Here is a 15,083-nt window from a genome sequence, read left to right on the forward strand (position 1 = left end):
TTATTTTGACAAGTGTGCCGCGCCGTTGATGGCCTGCCCTGCCGGCGTGGAAATGAGGAACAGGCCGCCCAGCACCAGGGCGCCATTCAGGATCAGCAATTCCAGGCCGATGCGGTAATGTTCGAACAGCCGCGCCTGCTCCCCTTCGATCAGCGCGCACAGCAGCGGCCCCGCCACAGCCACCAGCGGCACCCAGCGGTCGCGCACATCGCGCCGGCTCAGCAGGCCGAAGGCGAACAGGCCCAGCAGCGGACCATAGGTATAGCTGGCCAGCTTCAGGATCACGACTATCATGCTGGGGTCGTCCAGCCACTTGAAGGCCATGATCAGGATCAAAAACAGTGCGGCAAACCCCAGGTGCACACGGCGGCGCCAGCGCATCTGCGCCGCCGCGCTCAACTCCGGCCTGCGCTGCAGGCCCAGGATGTCGATGCAGAAAGTGGACGTCAGGGCAGTGAGCGCCCCATCCACGCTGGGAAACAGGGCGGAAATGAGGGCGATGAAGAAAATCAGCTGCACCACGGCGGGGAAATGCCCGAGCACGACGGCAGGGAACAGTTTATCTCCCGTGGCCGTCACGCCTGCCAGCGGCGCGTACAGGTGCAGCAAGCCACCGAGGAAGAGGAACAGCAGCAGCACGCCGGTGAGCACCACGGTCAGGCTGAGCATGTTCTTTTGCGAGTCGCGCAAAGTGCGCACGGAAATGTTCTTTTGCATCATTTCCTGGTCCATGCCAGTCATGGCGATCGTGATGAACATGCCGGCCACGATGTGCTTCCACACATAGGCGGGGCTGTCCGGGTCGACGGTGAAGATGCGCGTCAGGCCCTGCGCGCGCATGCGCTCCAGGCTGTCGATGAAGGACAGATCCATCTCGCGCAACAAAAACACGCTGCAGATGATGAGACCTGCCAGCATGCACGCCGTTTGCAGGGTATCGGTCCAGACGATGGTTTTTACGCCGCCCTCGTAGGTGTAGAGCAGGATCAGCAGCAGCACGACGCACGACGTCAGCCAGAATGGCACGCCCAGGCTATCGAGTATGGTCGCTTGCAGGATATTGACCACCAGATACAGCCGCGCCGTGGCGCCCAGCAGGCGCGACAGGATGAAGAATGCCGCCCCGCTCTGGTAGGCACGCCGTCCCAGGCGCCATTCCAGGTAGCGGTAAATCGATGTGAGCTGCAGCCGGTAGTACAGCGGCAGCAAGATGAAGGTGATGGCCAGGTAGCCGAGGACATAGCCGATCATCAGCTGGATGTAGCCGAAACCGTTGCTGCCCACGGCGCCGGGCACGCTGATGAAGGTCACACCCGTGAGGGTGGTGCCCACCATGCCGAAGGCCACCAGCATCCAGTTGCTGTCATTGTTGCCGATGAAAAAACTGTCGTTGGTGGCATGGCGCGAGGTGCGCCATGCCACGCCCAGCAGGATCAGGAAATATGCGAGGACGACGGCAAACAGGATGAGGGGTGACATGGGAGAGACGCTGGCGGCAAGGTGAACAGGGGCAGAAATATACAGCAAAGCCCCTGTTGGCGCCGGTGTCAGCAGCCGGACGGTTTCACGCGCTCCACTTCCAGCCCAAACCACGGACGCAAGCGCGTGCCGACGACGTTGCCGACGAAAGCGCACACCAGCCACAGCCAGCCGTGCAGGCTGCCCGAGATGATGCCGCTGAAATACGCGCCGATATTGCAGCCGTAGGCCAGGCGCGCGCCGTAGCCCAGCAGCAAGCCGCCCACGACGGCGGCGATGATCGAGCGCCGCGGGATGCGCCACACGGGCGCATAGCGGCCGGCCAGGGCCGCCGCCAGCATGGCGCCCAGCACGATGCCGATATCCATCACGGAGGTCTTGTCTTGCGTCAGCGGCGCGGCCAGGGCGGCCGCGTTGGCCTTGGTCGACCAGTAGGCCCAGCTGGCCGTATCGATGCCGACCACGGACGCGGCTTTCGCGCCCCACAGGGCGAACGCGGACGTCACGCCCCACGGCTTGCCCGACAGCGCCAGGGTGGCGAAGTTCAGCACGACGAGCGCAATGGCGCCCGCCACCAGCGGCCAGGGGCCGTGCAGCCAGGGCGACGCTTGCGCCGGGCGCAGCGGCGTGGCGACGAGCTTGCCATGGCGGCGTTTTTCAACGAGCACCGTGATGCCGGCGATCAATGCAAAAACGATCCAGTTCAGCGCCAGCGCGGGTACCAGGCCCAGGCTTGTGACGAGGGAAATGGGTTTCAATTGCGGCAGCGCCGTCCAGAACGGCATGTGCGCCGTGCCGATCACGGAGCCGACGATGAAGGCGGCCAGGGTGATGAGCATGCGCGTGCTGCCGCCACCGACCGTGTACAGGGTGCCGGAGGCGCAACCGCCGCCCAGCTGCATGCCGATGCCGAAGATGAAGGCGCCGAAGATGACGGAGGTGCCGGCGGGAGAAACCAGGCCCGCGACGGGCGTGCCGAACAGGCTGCCGGCCGACAGCGCGGGGAAGAACAGCGCCACGCCCACGGCCAGCATCAGCATTTGCACGCGCAAGCCGTCGCCGCGGCCATCGGCGATGAAGACGCGCCAGGCGGACGTGAAACCGAAGGCCGCGTGATACAGCGTAATGCCGAGCAAGGCACCCACCACGTACAGCGCGGACTGGGTGGCACCGACGGTCAGCGCCAGATACCACGCACCCAGTACGATGAGCAACAGGGCAACGCCCAGCGGTTTCGGATTGATAGCGGTGCGCAGGCGTAGCGGTGAAGCTGCAGTATCGGACATGGTAGGGGACGCCAAAGGAAGGGAAGCGCCATTTTCCCCCGTTTTGCTGTTTTCTGCCAGAAAGTTACTTTGCCTTCCAGCCAAGACCATGCAGCCATGTCCCCAGCCGCGCGCACAGGGCAAGGAAGTCCTGCGCCTCCCTGCCCTGCATGCCCGCGGCCAGATCAGCTGACGCGCATCATTTCGACAGTTTGACCTGCGCCAGTTCCGCCGTCAGATAGCCGACAGCGCCACTGGCCTTGCTGTTGTAGTTGGTGTTGATGAGGATATTGATCTGATCCTTCAGCGCCGATGGCAGGCCGGGGAAGCGGTTCCACTCGTCACCCGGATGCTGGAAGTTGCTCATCACATAGGTCCAGCCGTTGATCTCATCGACCGCATGCAGGCCCGTCGATTCCGCGCCGGCCGGGCAGGACAGCAAACGTTCCAGCTTCTTGGTATCGACGTTATACGCCCACAGGAAGTTGTTCAGGTGGTTGCCGCTGTCCTCGCCGATGAACAAGGTACGCAGTTTTTCCGAGAACTTCAGGTTGTCGGGACTGGCGATCTTGGCCGGGTTGGCCGTATTGCCCAGGCCATCGGCCGCGATGTCTTCCCCCGCGATCAGCAGGGTCGATTCGCTCGGCACCCATTCGCTGTCGATCGCCGCGCCCGTGTCATCCTTCTGTCCGCCCGCAAGCTTGTGCGACACAACGCCGCCCGCCACCAGTTTCTTGAACTTGACGTTGTTGCCAGCCACGTAGCCCGCACCGCCTTCGACCATCGAATCCTGGATGTTGGCATACGCCGAGTAGGCAATCTTGTCCTTGGCGTTGACCGTCGTGCCTTCGTTCTTGGTAAAGGCCATGCTGCCACCCTTGAGGGCGGCGTAACGGTGGGTTTCCAGGAAAGCGGCGGCCTTTTCCTGGCCCGCCTTGACTCTGACCCAGGCGGTTTTCTTGTTCAGGACGATCTTCGTGTAACTGGCGTCGGACGGATCGGCCAAGGTCGAATCCATGATATCGGTAGCCTTGATGCCACCGTCGACCAGCGCCTTGATTTCGGCGTGCGTCGCATGGCCCAGCTTGACCCATTGCAGCTTGCCGGTGGTGGTCTCGGTCAGCTGGGTGGTGTATTTGGCGACGTACAGGGTGCCGCCTGCCGCCAGGTCGGCGACCTTGTCGGCCACGAACATGAACAACCCGCCATTCGTATAGTCGTCGCCGCCCAGGATGGTGCGCTGGTCTGGCATCACCTGCACCAGTTCGCGCGAGTAGCGGCCCAGGCAGTAGTGTTTCTTGATGCTACCCGTGCCGTCCGGGTTCACCGACACTTCCGGCAAGTGGCCGTAGTCATACGCATTGGCGGTAGCCGTATTGCCAAAGACGTTCTTGCTGAATTCCTTGAGCACAGCCAGCGACTGGCCACCCAGGCCCTGGTCGAAGGCATCGGGTTCATATTCTTCGCTCGACAGATGGGTGTTCCATGGCGACAGGCTGGCGCCGCAGGTAATCCACAGGCCCTTGACGGACGAGGTATCGACATTGTGGTATTTCACCAGCGACAACTTGCCGGTGGTCTGGTCCTGGTCCAGGGTCAGCACGGCGATCGGCGACGGCAGCGTACCGTAGGTGGACGCGCCGGCCTGGTTGAACGAATTGTATTCAAACTGCACCACGGCAAACACAGGCTTGCCCTTGACGCCGGTCACGCTGGCGTTGGCAACCGTCAGCATCGAACTGCCGTCTGGCGAGTCCGAGAAGAACTGGCGCTCCTTGCCCGGCACCGAACTGTCGATGATGGGCTGGTTCTTGATGTCGAAATAAGCGCCCGCAATCACGCTGCCGCCCTTGCCGTCCGGCACCCGGTCACCGGTCAGGAAGAAAGGCTGGTACGCCAGGTTATAGCTGTTGCTGCTGCCATCGCTGAAATTGACCTTGAGCTTGGAGCCGACGGTGGTCGTGGCCAGCGCGGCAGGCGCGCTCGCCAGCGGCGCCGCCATGCCGGTGAATTCTGCCGTGGTAAACGTCGCGGTGGGCGTGACTGGCGTGGTCACCGGCGGCAGGTCGTTATCGGAACTGCCGCCACAACCGGACAGAAAGGCGCTGACACCGGTCAAGCCGGCCAACGGCAGCATGGGGGCACCGGCAAACAGTTGCAACAGGCGGCGGCGCGAGGACTCAGGGGCGTAATTCGACATTTTTTGTTTCTTCCGTTATAAATAAATATCGTGGGACAGACCAGCTTGATTACGAGGCCGGAGCATAAACGACAAATATTTCAGCTTGATTACAGGCAAACTGCACCGTGAAGCAAGGGCAAGCGAGGTGTCAATGGCCCGCCGCACGCATCGACTTTTCGCCGCCAGCTCGCACGGGAATCGGGTTCAGGCGATCCAGGCGGCCGCTCAGGGCCGTCAAGCCGAATGCACCGAGCACGACCAGGGCGCCGATCCAGCCCGTATGCACCAGGCCCAGGTGTTCGACGATCAGGCCGCCGCCCCAGGCGCCACCGGCGATGCCAAGATTAAAAGCGGCGATATTCAAGCCCGAGGCCACGTCCACGGCGCGGGGCGTGAAGTGCTCCGCTTGCTGCACCACATACACTTGCAAACCAGCGACATTACCGAAGGCCACTGCGCCCCACAGCAGCACGGTGATGACGACCAGCACGGGATGCGGCGCCGTAAAGGTCAACAGCAGCAACACCAACGCCAGCAGCAAGAAGATCTGCTTCAGAGCACGCACCGGGCCCTGCTTGTCGGCCAGCTTGCCGCCCCAGATATTGCCGAAGGCCACGGACACGCCATACACCAGCATCACCGCGCCCACGGCGCCGGCGCTGAAACCCGATACTTGCTGCAGGATCGGCGCCAGGTAGGTAAAGGCGATGAAGGAGCCGCCATAGCCGACGGCCGTCATGGCGTATACCAGCAGCAGGCGCGGCTGGCCCAGCACCTGCACTTGCTGCAACAGTGATGCGGGCTTGCTGTGGGCGATCGTCGATGGCACGTACAGCAGGCTGCCGACAAAGGCGACCAGACCCAGCGCCGAGACGGCGAGGAAGGTTTCGCGCCAGCCGACATGCTGGCCGATGAAGGTGCCCAGCGGCACACCCGTCACCAGGGCCACGGTCAAGCCCGTAAACATGATGGCGATCGCGCTGGCCGCCTTGTCCTTAGTCACCAGCGAGGTGGCGATGGTCGAGCCGATGGAAAAGAATACGCCATGCGCCAGCCCCGTCAGGATGCGGGCGATGACGAGGGTTTCGTAGCCGGGCGATTTCCAGGCCAGCAAATTGCCCAAGGTGAACAGGACCATCAGCGACAATAACAAGGTTTTGCGCGGGATCTTGCCCGTCAGGGCGGTCAGCACGGGTGCCCCGACGGCGACGCCCAGCGCATACAGGCTGACCAGCAAGCCGGCCGACGGCAGGTTGACGCCGAGGTCGGCGGCGATGGTGGGCAACAGCCCGACAATGACAAACTCGGTGGTTCCGATGGCAAAAGCGCTGAGGGTCAGCGCGAGCAAGGCAATGGGCATGACAAACTCCGATAAATAATGGTGGCATGCAGTATCGGGGTTTTCTTTGTTTCTAAAAATACCTCATCGGGCAGAAGATAGTTGCGCTCAAATCAAGAATATAATGGTCTGCTACACTGGCCGCATCAACACGGGGTCACCACCATGAATTCAGAAAAACTGGCGCTGCTGGTCACGCGCGAAATGCCGTATGGGAAATATCAGGGACGCTTGCTGGCCGACTTGCCGGGACACTACCTGGGCTGGTTCGCGCGCGAGGGTTTCCCCTCGGGCGAACTGGGCAGTTTAATTGCGCTGATGTACGAGCTCGACCACAATGATTTGCGCGGCTTGCTCGACCCCTTGCGCACGCGCAAGTCGCCGTGGCGGCCGGGCGAATAAGAGAAGTAAGGCGGGTCTTAAAACTGGCGCACCTTCTTCGCCAGCATGGCGCTGAACTCGCCATTCCCCACCAGCGTTTGCAGTTCGCTGGCGCCACCGATGAGCACGCCATTGACAAAGACCATGGGGAACGTGGGCCAGCCCGTCCACATTTTCAAGGCATTGCGGCGATGCCACTGGTTCAGATAACTGCCGTATTGCAGGTACTGGTAGGGCGTGCCCAGCACGTCGAGGATTTTGCGCGCCTTGCGCGGAAACGGATTGAGCGCCATGCCGACCACCACCACCTGGTGTGCGGCGATGGCGGCCTGCACTTCACGCACGATGTCCTGGTGCTTGCTGCCGATCAAAGGGCGGGCGGCGGGATGGATCTGGGCTTCGTCGAGGATGGCGCGGGTCATGAAAGTCCTGGGATGAGTGGCACGTGGCGTGCGGGTCACGCATTGTGACACGCACTTGTGCCACGCGCACAGGTCGGCGTGGGCGACACGGGCGCGCGACGCCGCGATGACTGCGAACATTCAAAACAGCTCGTCGAGCAGCAAGTGCCATTGCAGCTTGCCTTGATCGGCATCAGCAATCCCATATTGCTGCAACAACCTTTGCGCTAGCGCGGCGTCCAACTCACCGAGAGCACGCCATGCGATGGCCAGGTCCTGGTAACGGTCGGCGACGCCCGCCCGTCCCACGTCGATGCAAGCGACGGCGGCGCCTTCCTGCATCACGATATTTTCCAGCGAGAAGTCGCCATGCGTGACAACGAGGTCGGGCACGCGGGGCAGATTGCCTTGCAGCGCCGTCCACACCTGTTCCGCCGTCCAGCCCTGGCGCCCGGCATCGAAATCGTCGGCATCGACCAGGCCCGCATCGATGCGCTGGCGCGCCTGGGCCAGCCGAACGGCATGGCCGGCGTCGAACGGACAGTCGCTCACGGGCAGCGCATGCAGGCGGCGCAGGAAGGCCGCCAGCGCGTCGACCACGACGCGACCCAGCGCGGGGTGCGCTTCCAGCACTGCGGATGCCGTTGTGCCTGGCAAGGCCATCAGCAGCAGCCATGCCTGCTCCGGGTCTGCCACGCGGGCGAACTGCACCACGGCCGGCACGGGCAGATAGGGCGCCAGCCAGCGCAGCCGCGCCAGTTCATCGGCGAGGTCGGCGGCGGCGCTACCCCTGCCGTGCTTCAGGTACAGGTCCGGCGCACCACCCTTGCCCCGCAGCCGGTAGACGGCAGCGTCCGACTCACCGACGCTGTCGCGCGTCCATTGATAAGCAGCCACGGCGGCGCGCAGGCTGGCGGGCATGGCGGCCGTCACAGAGGATTGCATCGTGTCGGAGGTGCTCATCGCTCTATCCCAGAGGCACGTGCAAGCCCATCTTGAGGCAAGTCAAGGCCACCGAGGTGCGGTAGCGCCGGATATTGTCGTCGCCGCCGAACAAACGTTCCGTCAGCGCCTCGTATTCGGCCATGCTGCTGGCGGTAATGACCAGCAGGTAGTCGGCCTCGCCCGTGATGCCGTAGCACTGCTGAATGGCAGGCTCGGCCATGATGCGCGCGCGCAGGCCGGCCGTGCGCTGCGGGTGCTCGTCGTGCAGATGCACTTCCACCGTGAGTATCAAGGGGCGGCCCAGGCGACTGGCGTCGAGCACGGCCACTTCCTGACGGATCACGCCGCTTTCGCGCAGGCGGCGGATGCGCCGCTGCACGGCGGGCGCGGACAAATGCACGGCCTGGGCGATTTCGCGCTGCGAGGTCGTGTTATCGCGCTGCAAAATGTCGAGGATCGCCAGGTCGAAGTCGTCGAGGGCGAGGGAGGGCGCGAGCGAAAGTTGCGTCATGAGGGTCAAAATGCAGTGCAAATATCAGAGCAGACACAATAAACTTTCGCTATTCCGATATCAAGCCTTTTATCACCATGCCATTACGCCGCTATTCCTCGCTGATTCCCCTGCTCGCCATCCTCGGCTCCGTCACCTGCCTGGGACTGGGCACCTCGTGGGCCAAGCACAGCCTGTTCCCGCTGGTCGGCGCGCAGGGCACGACGGCCGTGCGCGTGGGCTTTTCCGCCCTGCTGCTGTTGCTGTTCTGGCGCCCCTGGCGCTGGCAGCTGAGCCGCGCCGACCTGCGCACGGTGGCGCTGTACGGCGCGGCGCTGGGGCTGACGAACCTGTGTTTTTATATGGCGCTGCGCACGATTCCGTTCGGCATCGCCGTGGCGATCGAGTTTTCCGGCCCGCTGGCCGTGGCCCTGCTGGCCTCGCGCCGGCCGCTCGATTTCGTCTGGGTGGCCCTGGCCGTGGCGGGACTGGCGCTGCTGTTGCCGCTCGGCCACGACGTCAGCAATCTCGATCCCACGGGCGTGCTGTTCGCCCTGGGCGCCGCAGTCTGCTGGGCCAGCTATATCCTCTTCGGCAAGCGCGCCAGCCATTTGCATGCAGGCCATTCGGTATCGCTGGGCCTGGCGATGGCCGCGCTGGTGGTGGTGCCCGTGGGAGTGATGCATAGCGGCGCCGCCCTGCTCTCGCCCGTCGTGCTGAGCGTGGGCCTGGGCGTGGCGCTCATTTCCAGCGCGATACCGATCTCGCTGGAAATGGTGGCCCTGAAGCGGCTGACGCCGCAAGCGTTCGGCATCATGAGCAGCATGGAACCGGCCGTGGCCGCCATGCTGGCGTACATCCTGCTTGACGAGCGCCTGGGTGCCGGGCAGTGGCTGGCCATCGCCATGATCATGGCCGCGTCGATGGGCAGCTCGTACATGGCGCAGCGCCAGAAACGGGCGCCCGCCGCCGCCGTGCATACCTGAACTGTACCCTTAATGCACGGCCGCACCCGCCACATGGGCGGCCAGGTTCTTGCGCGCCAGCCACGCCAGCGGCAGCAAGGCGAGTAATGCGGCAGCCACGCCCGCCCACGGCGACGACGCCATCAACTGGTGCGAGACCATCAGCGCACCCAGCATGGAGCCGAAGGAAATACCCAGATTAAACGCAGAAATATTCAGGCCCGAGGCGAAATCGACGGCTTGCGGCGTGTAGCGCTCGGCCGTGGCCAGCATGCCGGCTTGCAGGGCGGGCGACAGGCCGAAGGCGAACACACCCCAGACGAACAACATCACTGTCATCATCCATGGCGAGCTGATGCTCAGGGCCACACCCACTTGCGTGACGGCCAGCAACAGCAGCATCAATCGCAAGGCTTTTTGCCAGCCCAGGTGGCTGGTCAGGTAGCCGCCCGCCAGGTTGCCGGCAAAGGTGGCGATGCCGAACACGATCAGCAAGGCGCTGGCCATGGTGGCGGAAAAGCCCGTCACATCCGTCAGGATGGGCGTAATAAAAGTGAAGGCGGCAAAGCTGCTGCCAAAGCCGAACGTCGTCACGGCCATCATCGTCAAAATGGGGCCGCAGCCCAAGGCCGCCAGCTGCGTCATGGCCTTGCCGCCCTTGCCCTGCTGCAAACCGGCCGGCAGCCAGCGCGCCATGGCGCCCAGACCCACGGCGGCCAGCACGACGACGGCAAAAAAGGGCAAGCGCCAGCCCATCAAGTTGCCGAGGAAACTGCCGAACGGCACGCCGATCACCATGGCCAGGGTCAAGCCCGCAAACATCACGGAAATCGCCCTGCCCGCCTGCGCCTTCGTCACCAGACTGGCGGCCACGGTGGCGCCGATGGCAAAGAAGGTGCCGTGCGCCACAGCCGTGATGACCCGCCCCACCAGCAACAGTTCAAACGTATGCGAGAAGGCGGCCAGCAGGTTGCCGGCCAGGAACACGCTCATCAGTCCCAGCAAGGCCGCCTTGCGCGGCAGGCGCGACATCAGTAGCACCAGCAGCGGCGTGCCGATGGCCAGCGCCAGCGCATACAAGCTGACCAGCGAGCCGGCCGATTCGATGGAAATATGCAGGTCTTTCGCGATGCTCGGCAGGATGCCGACGACGATGAATTCGGTGACGCCGATGGCAAAGGCGCCGACGGCCAGCGCCAGCACGCCTGGCGGCATGCTGCGGGCTGGAGGGAAAACAGGGCTTGCGGTGGTCATGATGGCTCCAACAATGGTTCAAGCCAGCCAGTGTATCGATGCACACGCTTTTGATATAGACTCTAATAATGGAAACACCTGTGAAATGGATTCAATAATGGCCAGGCAAGACATCAACCGCGCGTTCGAGATGGGCGTGTTTGTGGCCGTGGTGGAAACGGGCGCCTTTTCCGCCGCCGCGCGCCGCCTGGCCCTGACGCCGTCGGCAGTCAGCAAACTGGTCAGCCGGCTGGAAGCACGGCTCGGCGCCCGTTTGCTCCAGCGCAGCACGCGGCAATTGCACACCACGCCAGAGGGCGACGCCTTCTTCGTGCAGTGCAAGCGCATCCTCGACGATATCGACGGCGCCGAGCGCGAAGCGGCGCAGGGCGCGGCACCGCGCGGGCGCTTGCGCATCAACTGTTTCGTGCCGTTCGGCGTGCGCCATCTGCTGCCCATCTTGCCCGAGTTCGCCCAGCGCTATCCCGACATCGTGCTCGACGTGGTCGTCAGCGACGCCATCGTCGACTTGCTGGAAGACCGCACCGACATCGCCATCCGCACGGGCAAGCTGAAGGAATCGAACCTGGTGGCGCGCAAACTGGGCGAAGATGCGATGGTCGTGGTGGCGTCGCCGGCGTACGTGGCGCGCCATGGCCTGCCACGCACGCCGCTCGAATTATCCGAACACAATTTATTAGCCTTCAACTTCCGCTGCCAGAACGAAACCTGGCCCTTCCTCGACGGGAGCGGAGGAAGCTTGCAGGTGGCGCCGCAGGGCAATACCTGCGTCAGCGATGGCGAAAGCATGCGCCAGCTGGTGCTGGCGGGCATGGGACTGGGACGCTTTTCGCGCCAGCATGTGCTGCGCGATATCGAGCAAGGTCATTTAATACCCTTGCTGCAGGACTACAATCCGGGCGACCGTGAACTCGTGCACGCTGTCTTCGTGGGACCGGGCTTGCAAGTGCCGGCCCGGGTGCGCGTGATGCTCGACTATCTGCTGGAAAAAGTGCAGCTGGGTAGCGATTAAATCACCACCGCTTCCAGGCGCAGCTGCCGCCCCTCGCCCAGCATCACTTCGAATTCCGCCGCCGGCACGGCAGGACTGAACAGATAACCTTGCAGCTGGTCGCAACCGAGTTCGCGCAAGAAGCGCATCTGCTCGGCCGTTTCCACCCCTTCGGCGACGATTTCCTGGCGCAGTTGCTGCGCCATGGTGACGATGGCGCGGGCGATGGCGCAATCGTTTTCATCGAACGGCAAGCCGACGACAAACGAGCGGTCGATTTTCAGGGTACTGATGGGGAATTTCTTCAAATACGCCAGGCTGGAATAGCCGGTGCCGAAGTCGTCCAGCGCCAGCGCCAGGCCCATGGCCACCAGCTGGTTCATGATGTCGATCACCTTATCGGCGCCGCGCATCAGCAGGCTTTCCGTGATTTCCAGCATGATCTGGTCGGGCCGCACGCCATAGCGTTCCAGCACGGCCGCTATGCGCGCCGGCAACTGTTCGTCGAACTGGCGCGCCGACAGGTTGACGGCGATGGCCGGCATGTGCAGGCCACGGTCTTCCCAGTTGCGGATCTGGCGGCAAGCCTCGTCCAGCACCCAGGTGCCCAGTTCGAGAATCAAACTGGTTTCCTCGGCAACGGGAATGAAGAGGCCGGGCGAGACCATGCCGCGCATCGGATGCTTCCAGCGCAGCAAGGCTTCCGCGCCCACGATCCGCCCGCTGGCCAGGCTCACTTTCGGCTGGTAATGCAATTCCAGCTCCTTGTCGCCCAGCGCCAGGCGCATTTCGCTTTCCAGGCGCAAATGTTCCTTGGCCCGCCGGTTCATGTCTTCACGGTAAAACAGGAAGGTCGATTCGATGGTCTGCCCCGCCTTGGCCACGGCCACGTCGGCAAAGCGGAACAGGGCCGGCGCTTCCAGGCCATCTTCCGGATACACGGTAATGCCGATGCTGGCGCCCACGTGCAGCGCGTGCGCATCGATATTGATGGGCGCTTCCAACAGGTTGAGCAGCTTTTGCGCCACGTTCGCCGCATGTTCGCGCTTTTCGATATGCAACAGCGCCACGACGAACTTGCTGTTGTCGACCCGCGCCAGGATGTCCGCGTCGCGCAAGGCGCCACGGAACAGCTGACCGATGGCGATCACCAGCTGGTCGCCCACTTCGTGGCCGAGCGTGTCGCTGATGGAACCGATGCGGCTGATGTCGATGACCATCAGCGCGCCATGCGTGCCTTGCCGTTTCGCTTCAGCCAGGCCCTGGCCCACCAGCTGGTTCAGCAGGCAGCGGTTGGGCAAGCCCGTCAGGCTGTCGTAATTGGCCATGCGCTGCATGCGCGCCTCGGCATCCTTGTGCAGCGAGATATCGGAAAACAGGGAAAAAACATGGCTGATCTCGCCATACTCGTCGCGCACGACGCTGATGGTGACGTCTTGCGGGAACAGTTCGCCATTCTTGCGCTTGCCGATGATTTCGCCGCGCCAGGAGCCGTGTCCGCGCATGGCGGCGCGCACCTTGGCGCGGAAATCGGGGTCGTGCACGCCCGAGCGCAGCAAGTCCGGCGTGCGGCCGATGGCTTCGGCCGGCGAATAACCGGTGATGCGGGAAAACGAACTGTTGATGGAGACGATGCGCTCTTCCGCGTCCGTGATCAGCACGGCTTGCTCGCTGTCTTCGATGATGCGTGCGTGCAACCTCACCTTGTCCAGGTCGGACAGCGGTTCGCTCATGGCCGACAGGCGCACGGCCATGCCGCACGCCTTGCCCGCCTGATCGTGGATCACGTGGCGGTGCATGCGCAGCCACGTTACCATGCCCGACTTCTTGCGCCGGCGCACATCAGTGGCCACGTCGCCCTGCTTGAAATGCAGTTCCAGCACGCTCGCTTCCGCATCGTCTTCCGGATACAAAAACAGGATGTGCTGGCCCAGCGCTTCCAGTTCGGAATAGCCGAACATCTGTTCGGCGCCATGGTTCCAGCCGATCAGGAAGCCATCGGGATCGATTTCCAGCAAGGCGTCGGCGAGCGCCACGCGCACCACGGGCCGGCTGACGCCGCGCAGCCGCTCCAGCTCTTCCTGCAGCCGCGCCAGAGTGGCGGCCTGCTGCGCCCCAGCCTGTTCACGGGCGTCCTGGGCCAGGCCCAGGCACAGCGTGACCTTCGCCTCAAGCATGGCAACCCCGCGCGTATGCCAGGTCAGGGGAACATATCAGGGGCGCTGCGGTGTGTGTCATCATCAAAATCCCACTATGGGGCATGCAGGTCGGAGCAGAAAGACGGTCGAAATACTATGAATATGGTAACTTAAAAATGTTGGCATATGTCAACATTTTAAGACCTACGCCGAATGGCCCGGCAGATGCTGCGCCAGGCGGGCAAACACATCCGGTTCGCGCATGCGCGCCATCCACCAGCGCAGCGCAGCGCCATCCTCGCCCACTCTCCACGCCAGGTAAAACGTTTCCGACGGTTTTGGTTCTTCCACGGCCTTTTCCACCAGCTGGCCACGCGCAATGGCGGCACGCGCACACGGTCCCGGCAGGAAGCCAAAGCCCAGTCCCAGCACCTGGTAGTCGAACTTGACCTGCATGCTCGGCACGCTCAAGGCATCTTGCCCCAACAGCAGCCCCACGGTGCGCGGCGCCATCTGGCGCGCCGAGTCAGCCACCACCACGGCCCGGTACTGCTGCAGATGGCCGCGCGACAGGGGCTCTGCCACCTGCGCCAGCGGATGCGTGGGTGCCACGGCAAAGACGAAGTCGAGCATGCCGATCGGCTGCGCGATATAGCCGCCGCCCGCCGGTCCGTCGCCGGGCGCACCCACCAGCAAGTCGACCCGGCGGTCCAGCAACGCTTCCCAGGTGCCCGACAGGGTGTCCTGCGACAGACGCAAGCGCGTCTGTTGCGCTACTTCATAGAAGGCGCGCACGTCGTCGGCCAGGGCCACGGCGGAAAACATGGAATCGATGCCGATGGACAACTCTGTTTCCCAGCCGGACGCCACCCGGCGGACGCGGTGTTCGAGGTCCTGTGCCGCCTTCAATAAATAGCGGCCCTCTTTCAGCAACTCCTGGCCGGCCGCCGTCAGCATGACTTTCGGACCATTGCGCCGGAACACTTGCACGCCCAGGTCGTCTTCCAGCTTGGCCACCGTATAGGAAATGGTGGACGGCACTTTATGCAATTCCTTGCCGGCCGACGAGAACGATCCGCGACGGTCGATGGCGTCGACGATTTGCAAGGCTTCCAGGCTCAGTCTTAACATTCGATTTTTTCGATCATAGGTCGCAAGATTTTCCGTTTTTCTTTCTGGAGCAGGCGGCCTATACTTTCTCCATCGTACAGCGAAGGGCAGCATCGGTAGCAAGGCAGCAGCCGGGCAACGCT

13 protein-coding genes are annotated in these 15,083 nt (G+C 63.4%); 3 read left to right on the forward strand and 10 right to left on the reverse strand.

All coding sequences use genetic code 11. The features are described from left to right. The 4 genes from FJQ89_RS10325 to FJQ89_RS10340 all read right to left on the reverse strand — a co-directional run bounded on the left by FJQ89_RS10325 (position 1) and on the right by FJQ89_RS10340 (position 6,286). Complete coding sequence (locus FJQ89_RS10325) at positions 1–1,479, reverse strand: sodium:solute symporter (protein WP_141170121.1); 1,479 nt, start codon at positions 1,477–1,479, stop codon at positions 1–3. 68 nt (positions 1,480–1,547) lie between these two features. Beyond that, a complete protein-coding gene (locus FJQ89_RS10330) occupies positions 1,548–2,765 on the reverse strand; it encodes a YeeE/YedE family protein (RefSeq protein WP_141170122.1) in 1,218 nt (405 codons plus the stop codon). Between the two features lie 178 nt (positions 2,766–2,943). Further along, on the reverse strand, positions 2,944–4,944 hold the full coding sequence (locus tag FJQ89_RS10335; RefSeq protein WP_141170123.1) for a PhoX family protein: 2,001 nt from the start codon (positions 4,942–4,944) through the stop codon (positions 2,944–2,946). 130 nt (positions 4,945–5,074) lie between these two features. Next, the gene (locus FJQ89_RS10340) at positions 5,075–6,286 is read right to left on the reverse strand and encodes an MFS transporter (RefSeq protein WP_141170124.1); all 1,212 of its coding nucleotides are present in this window, start codon (positions 6,284–6,286) and stop codon (positions 5,075–5,077) included. A 144-nt stretch (positions 6,287–6,430) separates the two neighbouring features. Here FJQ89_RS10340 and FJQ89_RS10345 point away from each other — a divergent pair, with 144 nt between their 5' ends. Next, positions 6,431–6,667 carry a DUF3820 family protein gene (locus FJQ89_RS10345; RefSeq protein WP_071076391.1) on the forward strand — a complete coding sequence of 79 codons (237 nt, stop codon included), beginning with the start codon at positions 6,431–6,433 and terminating at the stop codon, positions 6,665–6,667. Between the two features lie 17 nt (positions 6,668–6,684). Here FJQ89_RS10345 and FJQ89_RS10350 read toward each other — a convergent pair whose 3' ends face one another. The 3 genes from FJQ89_RS10350 to FJQ89_RS10360 form a co-directional block, all read right to left on the reverse strand. Further along, positions 6,685–7,068, reverse strand: coding sequence for a glutaredoxin (locus FJQ89_RS10350; RefSeq protein WP_071076390.1), 384 nt, complete (start codon positions 7,066–7,068; stop codon positions 6,685–6,687). Between the two features lie 120 nt (positions 7,069–7,188). Continuing rightward, positions 7,189–8,010 (reverse strand): APH(3') family aminoglycoside O-phosphotransferase, encoded by an 822-nt coding sequence (locus FJQ89_RS10355; RefSeq protein ID WP_141170125.1) that lies wholly within the window; start codon positions 8,008–8,010, stop codon positions 7,189–7,191. A gap of 4 nt (positions 8,011–8,014) precedes the next feature. Further along, complete coding sequence (locus FJQ89_RS10360; RefSeq protein WP_141170126.1) at positions 8,015–8,503, reverse strand: Lrp/AsnC family transcriptional regulator; 489 nt, start codon at positions 8,501–8,503, stop codon at positions 8,015–8,017. 77 nt (positions 8,504–8,580) lie between these two features. Between FJQ89_RS10360 and FJQ89_RS10365 the strand changes: the two genes are divergently transcribed. Next, positions 8,581–9,468: an EamA family transporter gene (locus tag FJQ89_RS10365; RefSeq protein ID WP_141170127.1), complete on the forward strand. Its 888-nt coding sequence runs from the start codon at positions 8,581–8,583 to the stop codon at positions 9,466–9,468. 9 nt (positions 9,469–9,477) lie between these two features. On the opposite strand, the gene FJQ89_RS10370 is transcribed toward FJQ89_RS10365, so the two are convergent. Next, complete coding sequence (locus tag FJQ89_RS10370; protein WP_205704596.1) at positions 9,478–10,701, reverse strand: MFS transporter; 1,224 nt, start codon at positions 10,699–10,701, stop codon at positions 9,478–9,480. 85 nt (positions 10,702–10,786) lie between these two features. Between FJQ89_RS10370 and FJQ89_RS10375 the strand changes: the two genes are divergently transcribed. Continuing rightward, on the forward strand, positions 10,787–11,713 hold the full coding sequence (locus FJQ89_RS10375; RefSeq protein WP_243136506.1) for a LysR family transcriptional regulator: 927 nt from the start codon (positions 10,787–10,789) through the stop codon (positions 11,711–11,713). Here FJQ89_RS10375 and FJQ89_RS10380 read toward each other — a convergent pair. Then, on the reverse strand, positions 11,710–13,869 hold the full coding sequence (locus FJQ89_RS10380; protein ID WP_141170128.1) for a putative bifunctional diguanylate cyclase/phosphodiesterase: 2,160 nt from the start codon (positions 13,867–13,869) through the stop codon (positions 11,710–11,712). The two genes, FJQ89_RS10375 and FJQ89_RS10380, sit on opposite strands and share 4 nt — an antisense overlap. A 165-nt stretch (positions 13,870–14,034) precedes the next feature. Beyond that, the gene (locus tag FJQ89_RS10385) at positions 14,035–14,961 is read right to left on the reverse strand and encodes a LysR family transcriptional regulator (RefSeq protein WP_099763046.1); all 927 of its coding nucleotides are present in this window, start codon (positions 14,959–14,961) and stop codon (positions 14,035–14,037) included. Between the last annotated feature and the right edge of the window lie 122 nt (positions 14,962–15,083).

It is taken from the genome of Janthinobacterium tructae, from assembly GCF_006517255.1.
Lineage (GTDB): Bacteria > Pseudomonadota > Gammaproteobacteria > Burkholderiales > Burkholderiaceae_D > Janthinobacterium > Janthinobacterium tructae.

Excerpts from the sequence above, each read along its gene's own strand:
- FJQ89_RS10325 (WP_141170121.1), bottom strand. The coding sequence starts at position 1,479 with ATGTCACCCCTCATCCTGTTTGCCGTCGTCCTCGCATATTTCCTGATC.
- FJQ89_RS10330 (WP_141170122.1), bottom strand. The coding sequence starts at position 2,765 with ATGTCCGATACTGCAGCTTCACCGCTACGCCTGCGCACCGCTATCAAT.
- FJQ89_RS10335 (WP_141170123.1), bottom strand. The coding sequence starts at position 4,944 with ATGTCGAATTACGCCCCTGAGTCCTCGCGCCGCCGCCTGTTGCAACTG.
- FJQ89_RS10340 (WP_141170124.1), bottom strand. The coding sequence starts at position 6,286 with ATGCCCATTGCCTTGCTCGCGCTGACCCTCAGCGCTTTTGCCATCGGA.
- FJQ89_RS10345 (WP_071076391.1), top strand. The coding sequence starts at position 6,431 with ATGAATTCAGAAAAACTGGCGCTGCTGGTCACGCGCGAAATGCCGTAT.
- FJQ89_RS10350 (WP_071076390.1), bottom strand. The coding sequence starts at position 7,068 with ATGACCCGCGCCATCCTCGACGAAGCCCAGATCCATCCCGCCGCCCGC.
- FJQ89_RS10355 (WP_141170125.1), bottom strand. The coding sequence starts at position 8,010 with ATGAGCACCTCCGACACGATGCAATCCTCTGTGACGGCCGCCATGCCC.
- FJQ89_RS10360 (WP_141170126.1), bottom strand. The coding sequence starts at position 8,503 with ATGACGCAACTTTCGCTCGCGCCCTCCCTCGCCCTCGACGACTTCGAC.
- FJQ89_RS10365 (WP_141170127.1), top strand. The coding sequence starts at position 8,581 with ATGCCATTACGCCGCTATTCCTCGCTGATTCCCCTGCTCGCCATCCTC.
- FJQ89_RS10370 (WP_205704596.1), bottom strand. The coding sequence starts at position 10,701 with ATGACCACCGCAAGCCCTGTTTTCCCTCCAGCCCGCAGCATGCCGCCA.
- FJQ89_RS10375 (WP_243136506.1), top strand. The coding sequence starts at position 10,787 with ATGGATTCAATAATGGCCAGGCAAGACATCAACCGCGCGTTCGAGATG.
- FJQ89_RS10380 (WP_141170128.1), bottom strand. The coding sequence starts at position 13,869 with ATGCTTGAGGCGAAGGTCACGCTGTGCCTGGGCCTGGCCCAGGACGCC.
- FJQ89_RS10385 (WP_099763046.1), bottom strand. The coding sequence starts at position 14,961 with ATGTTAAGACTGAGCCTGGAAGCCTTGCAAATCGTCGACGCCATCGAC.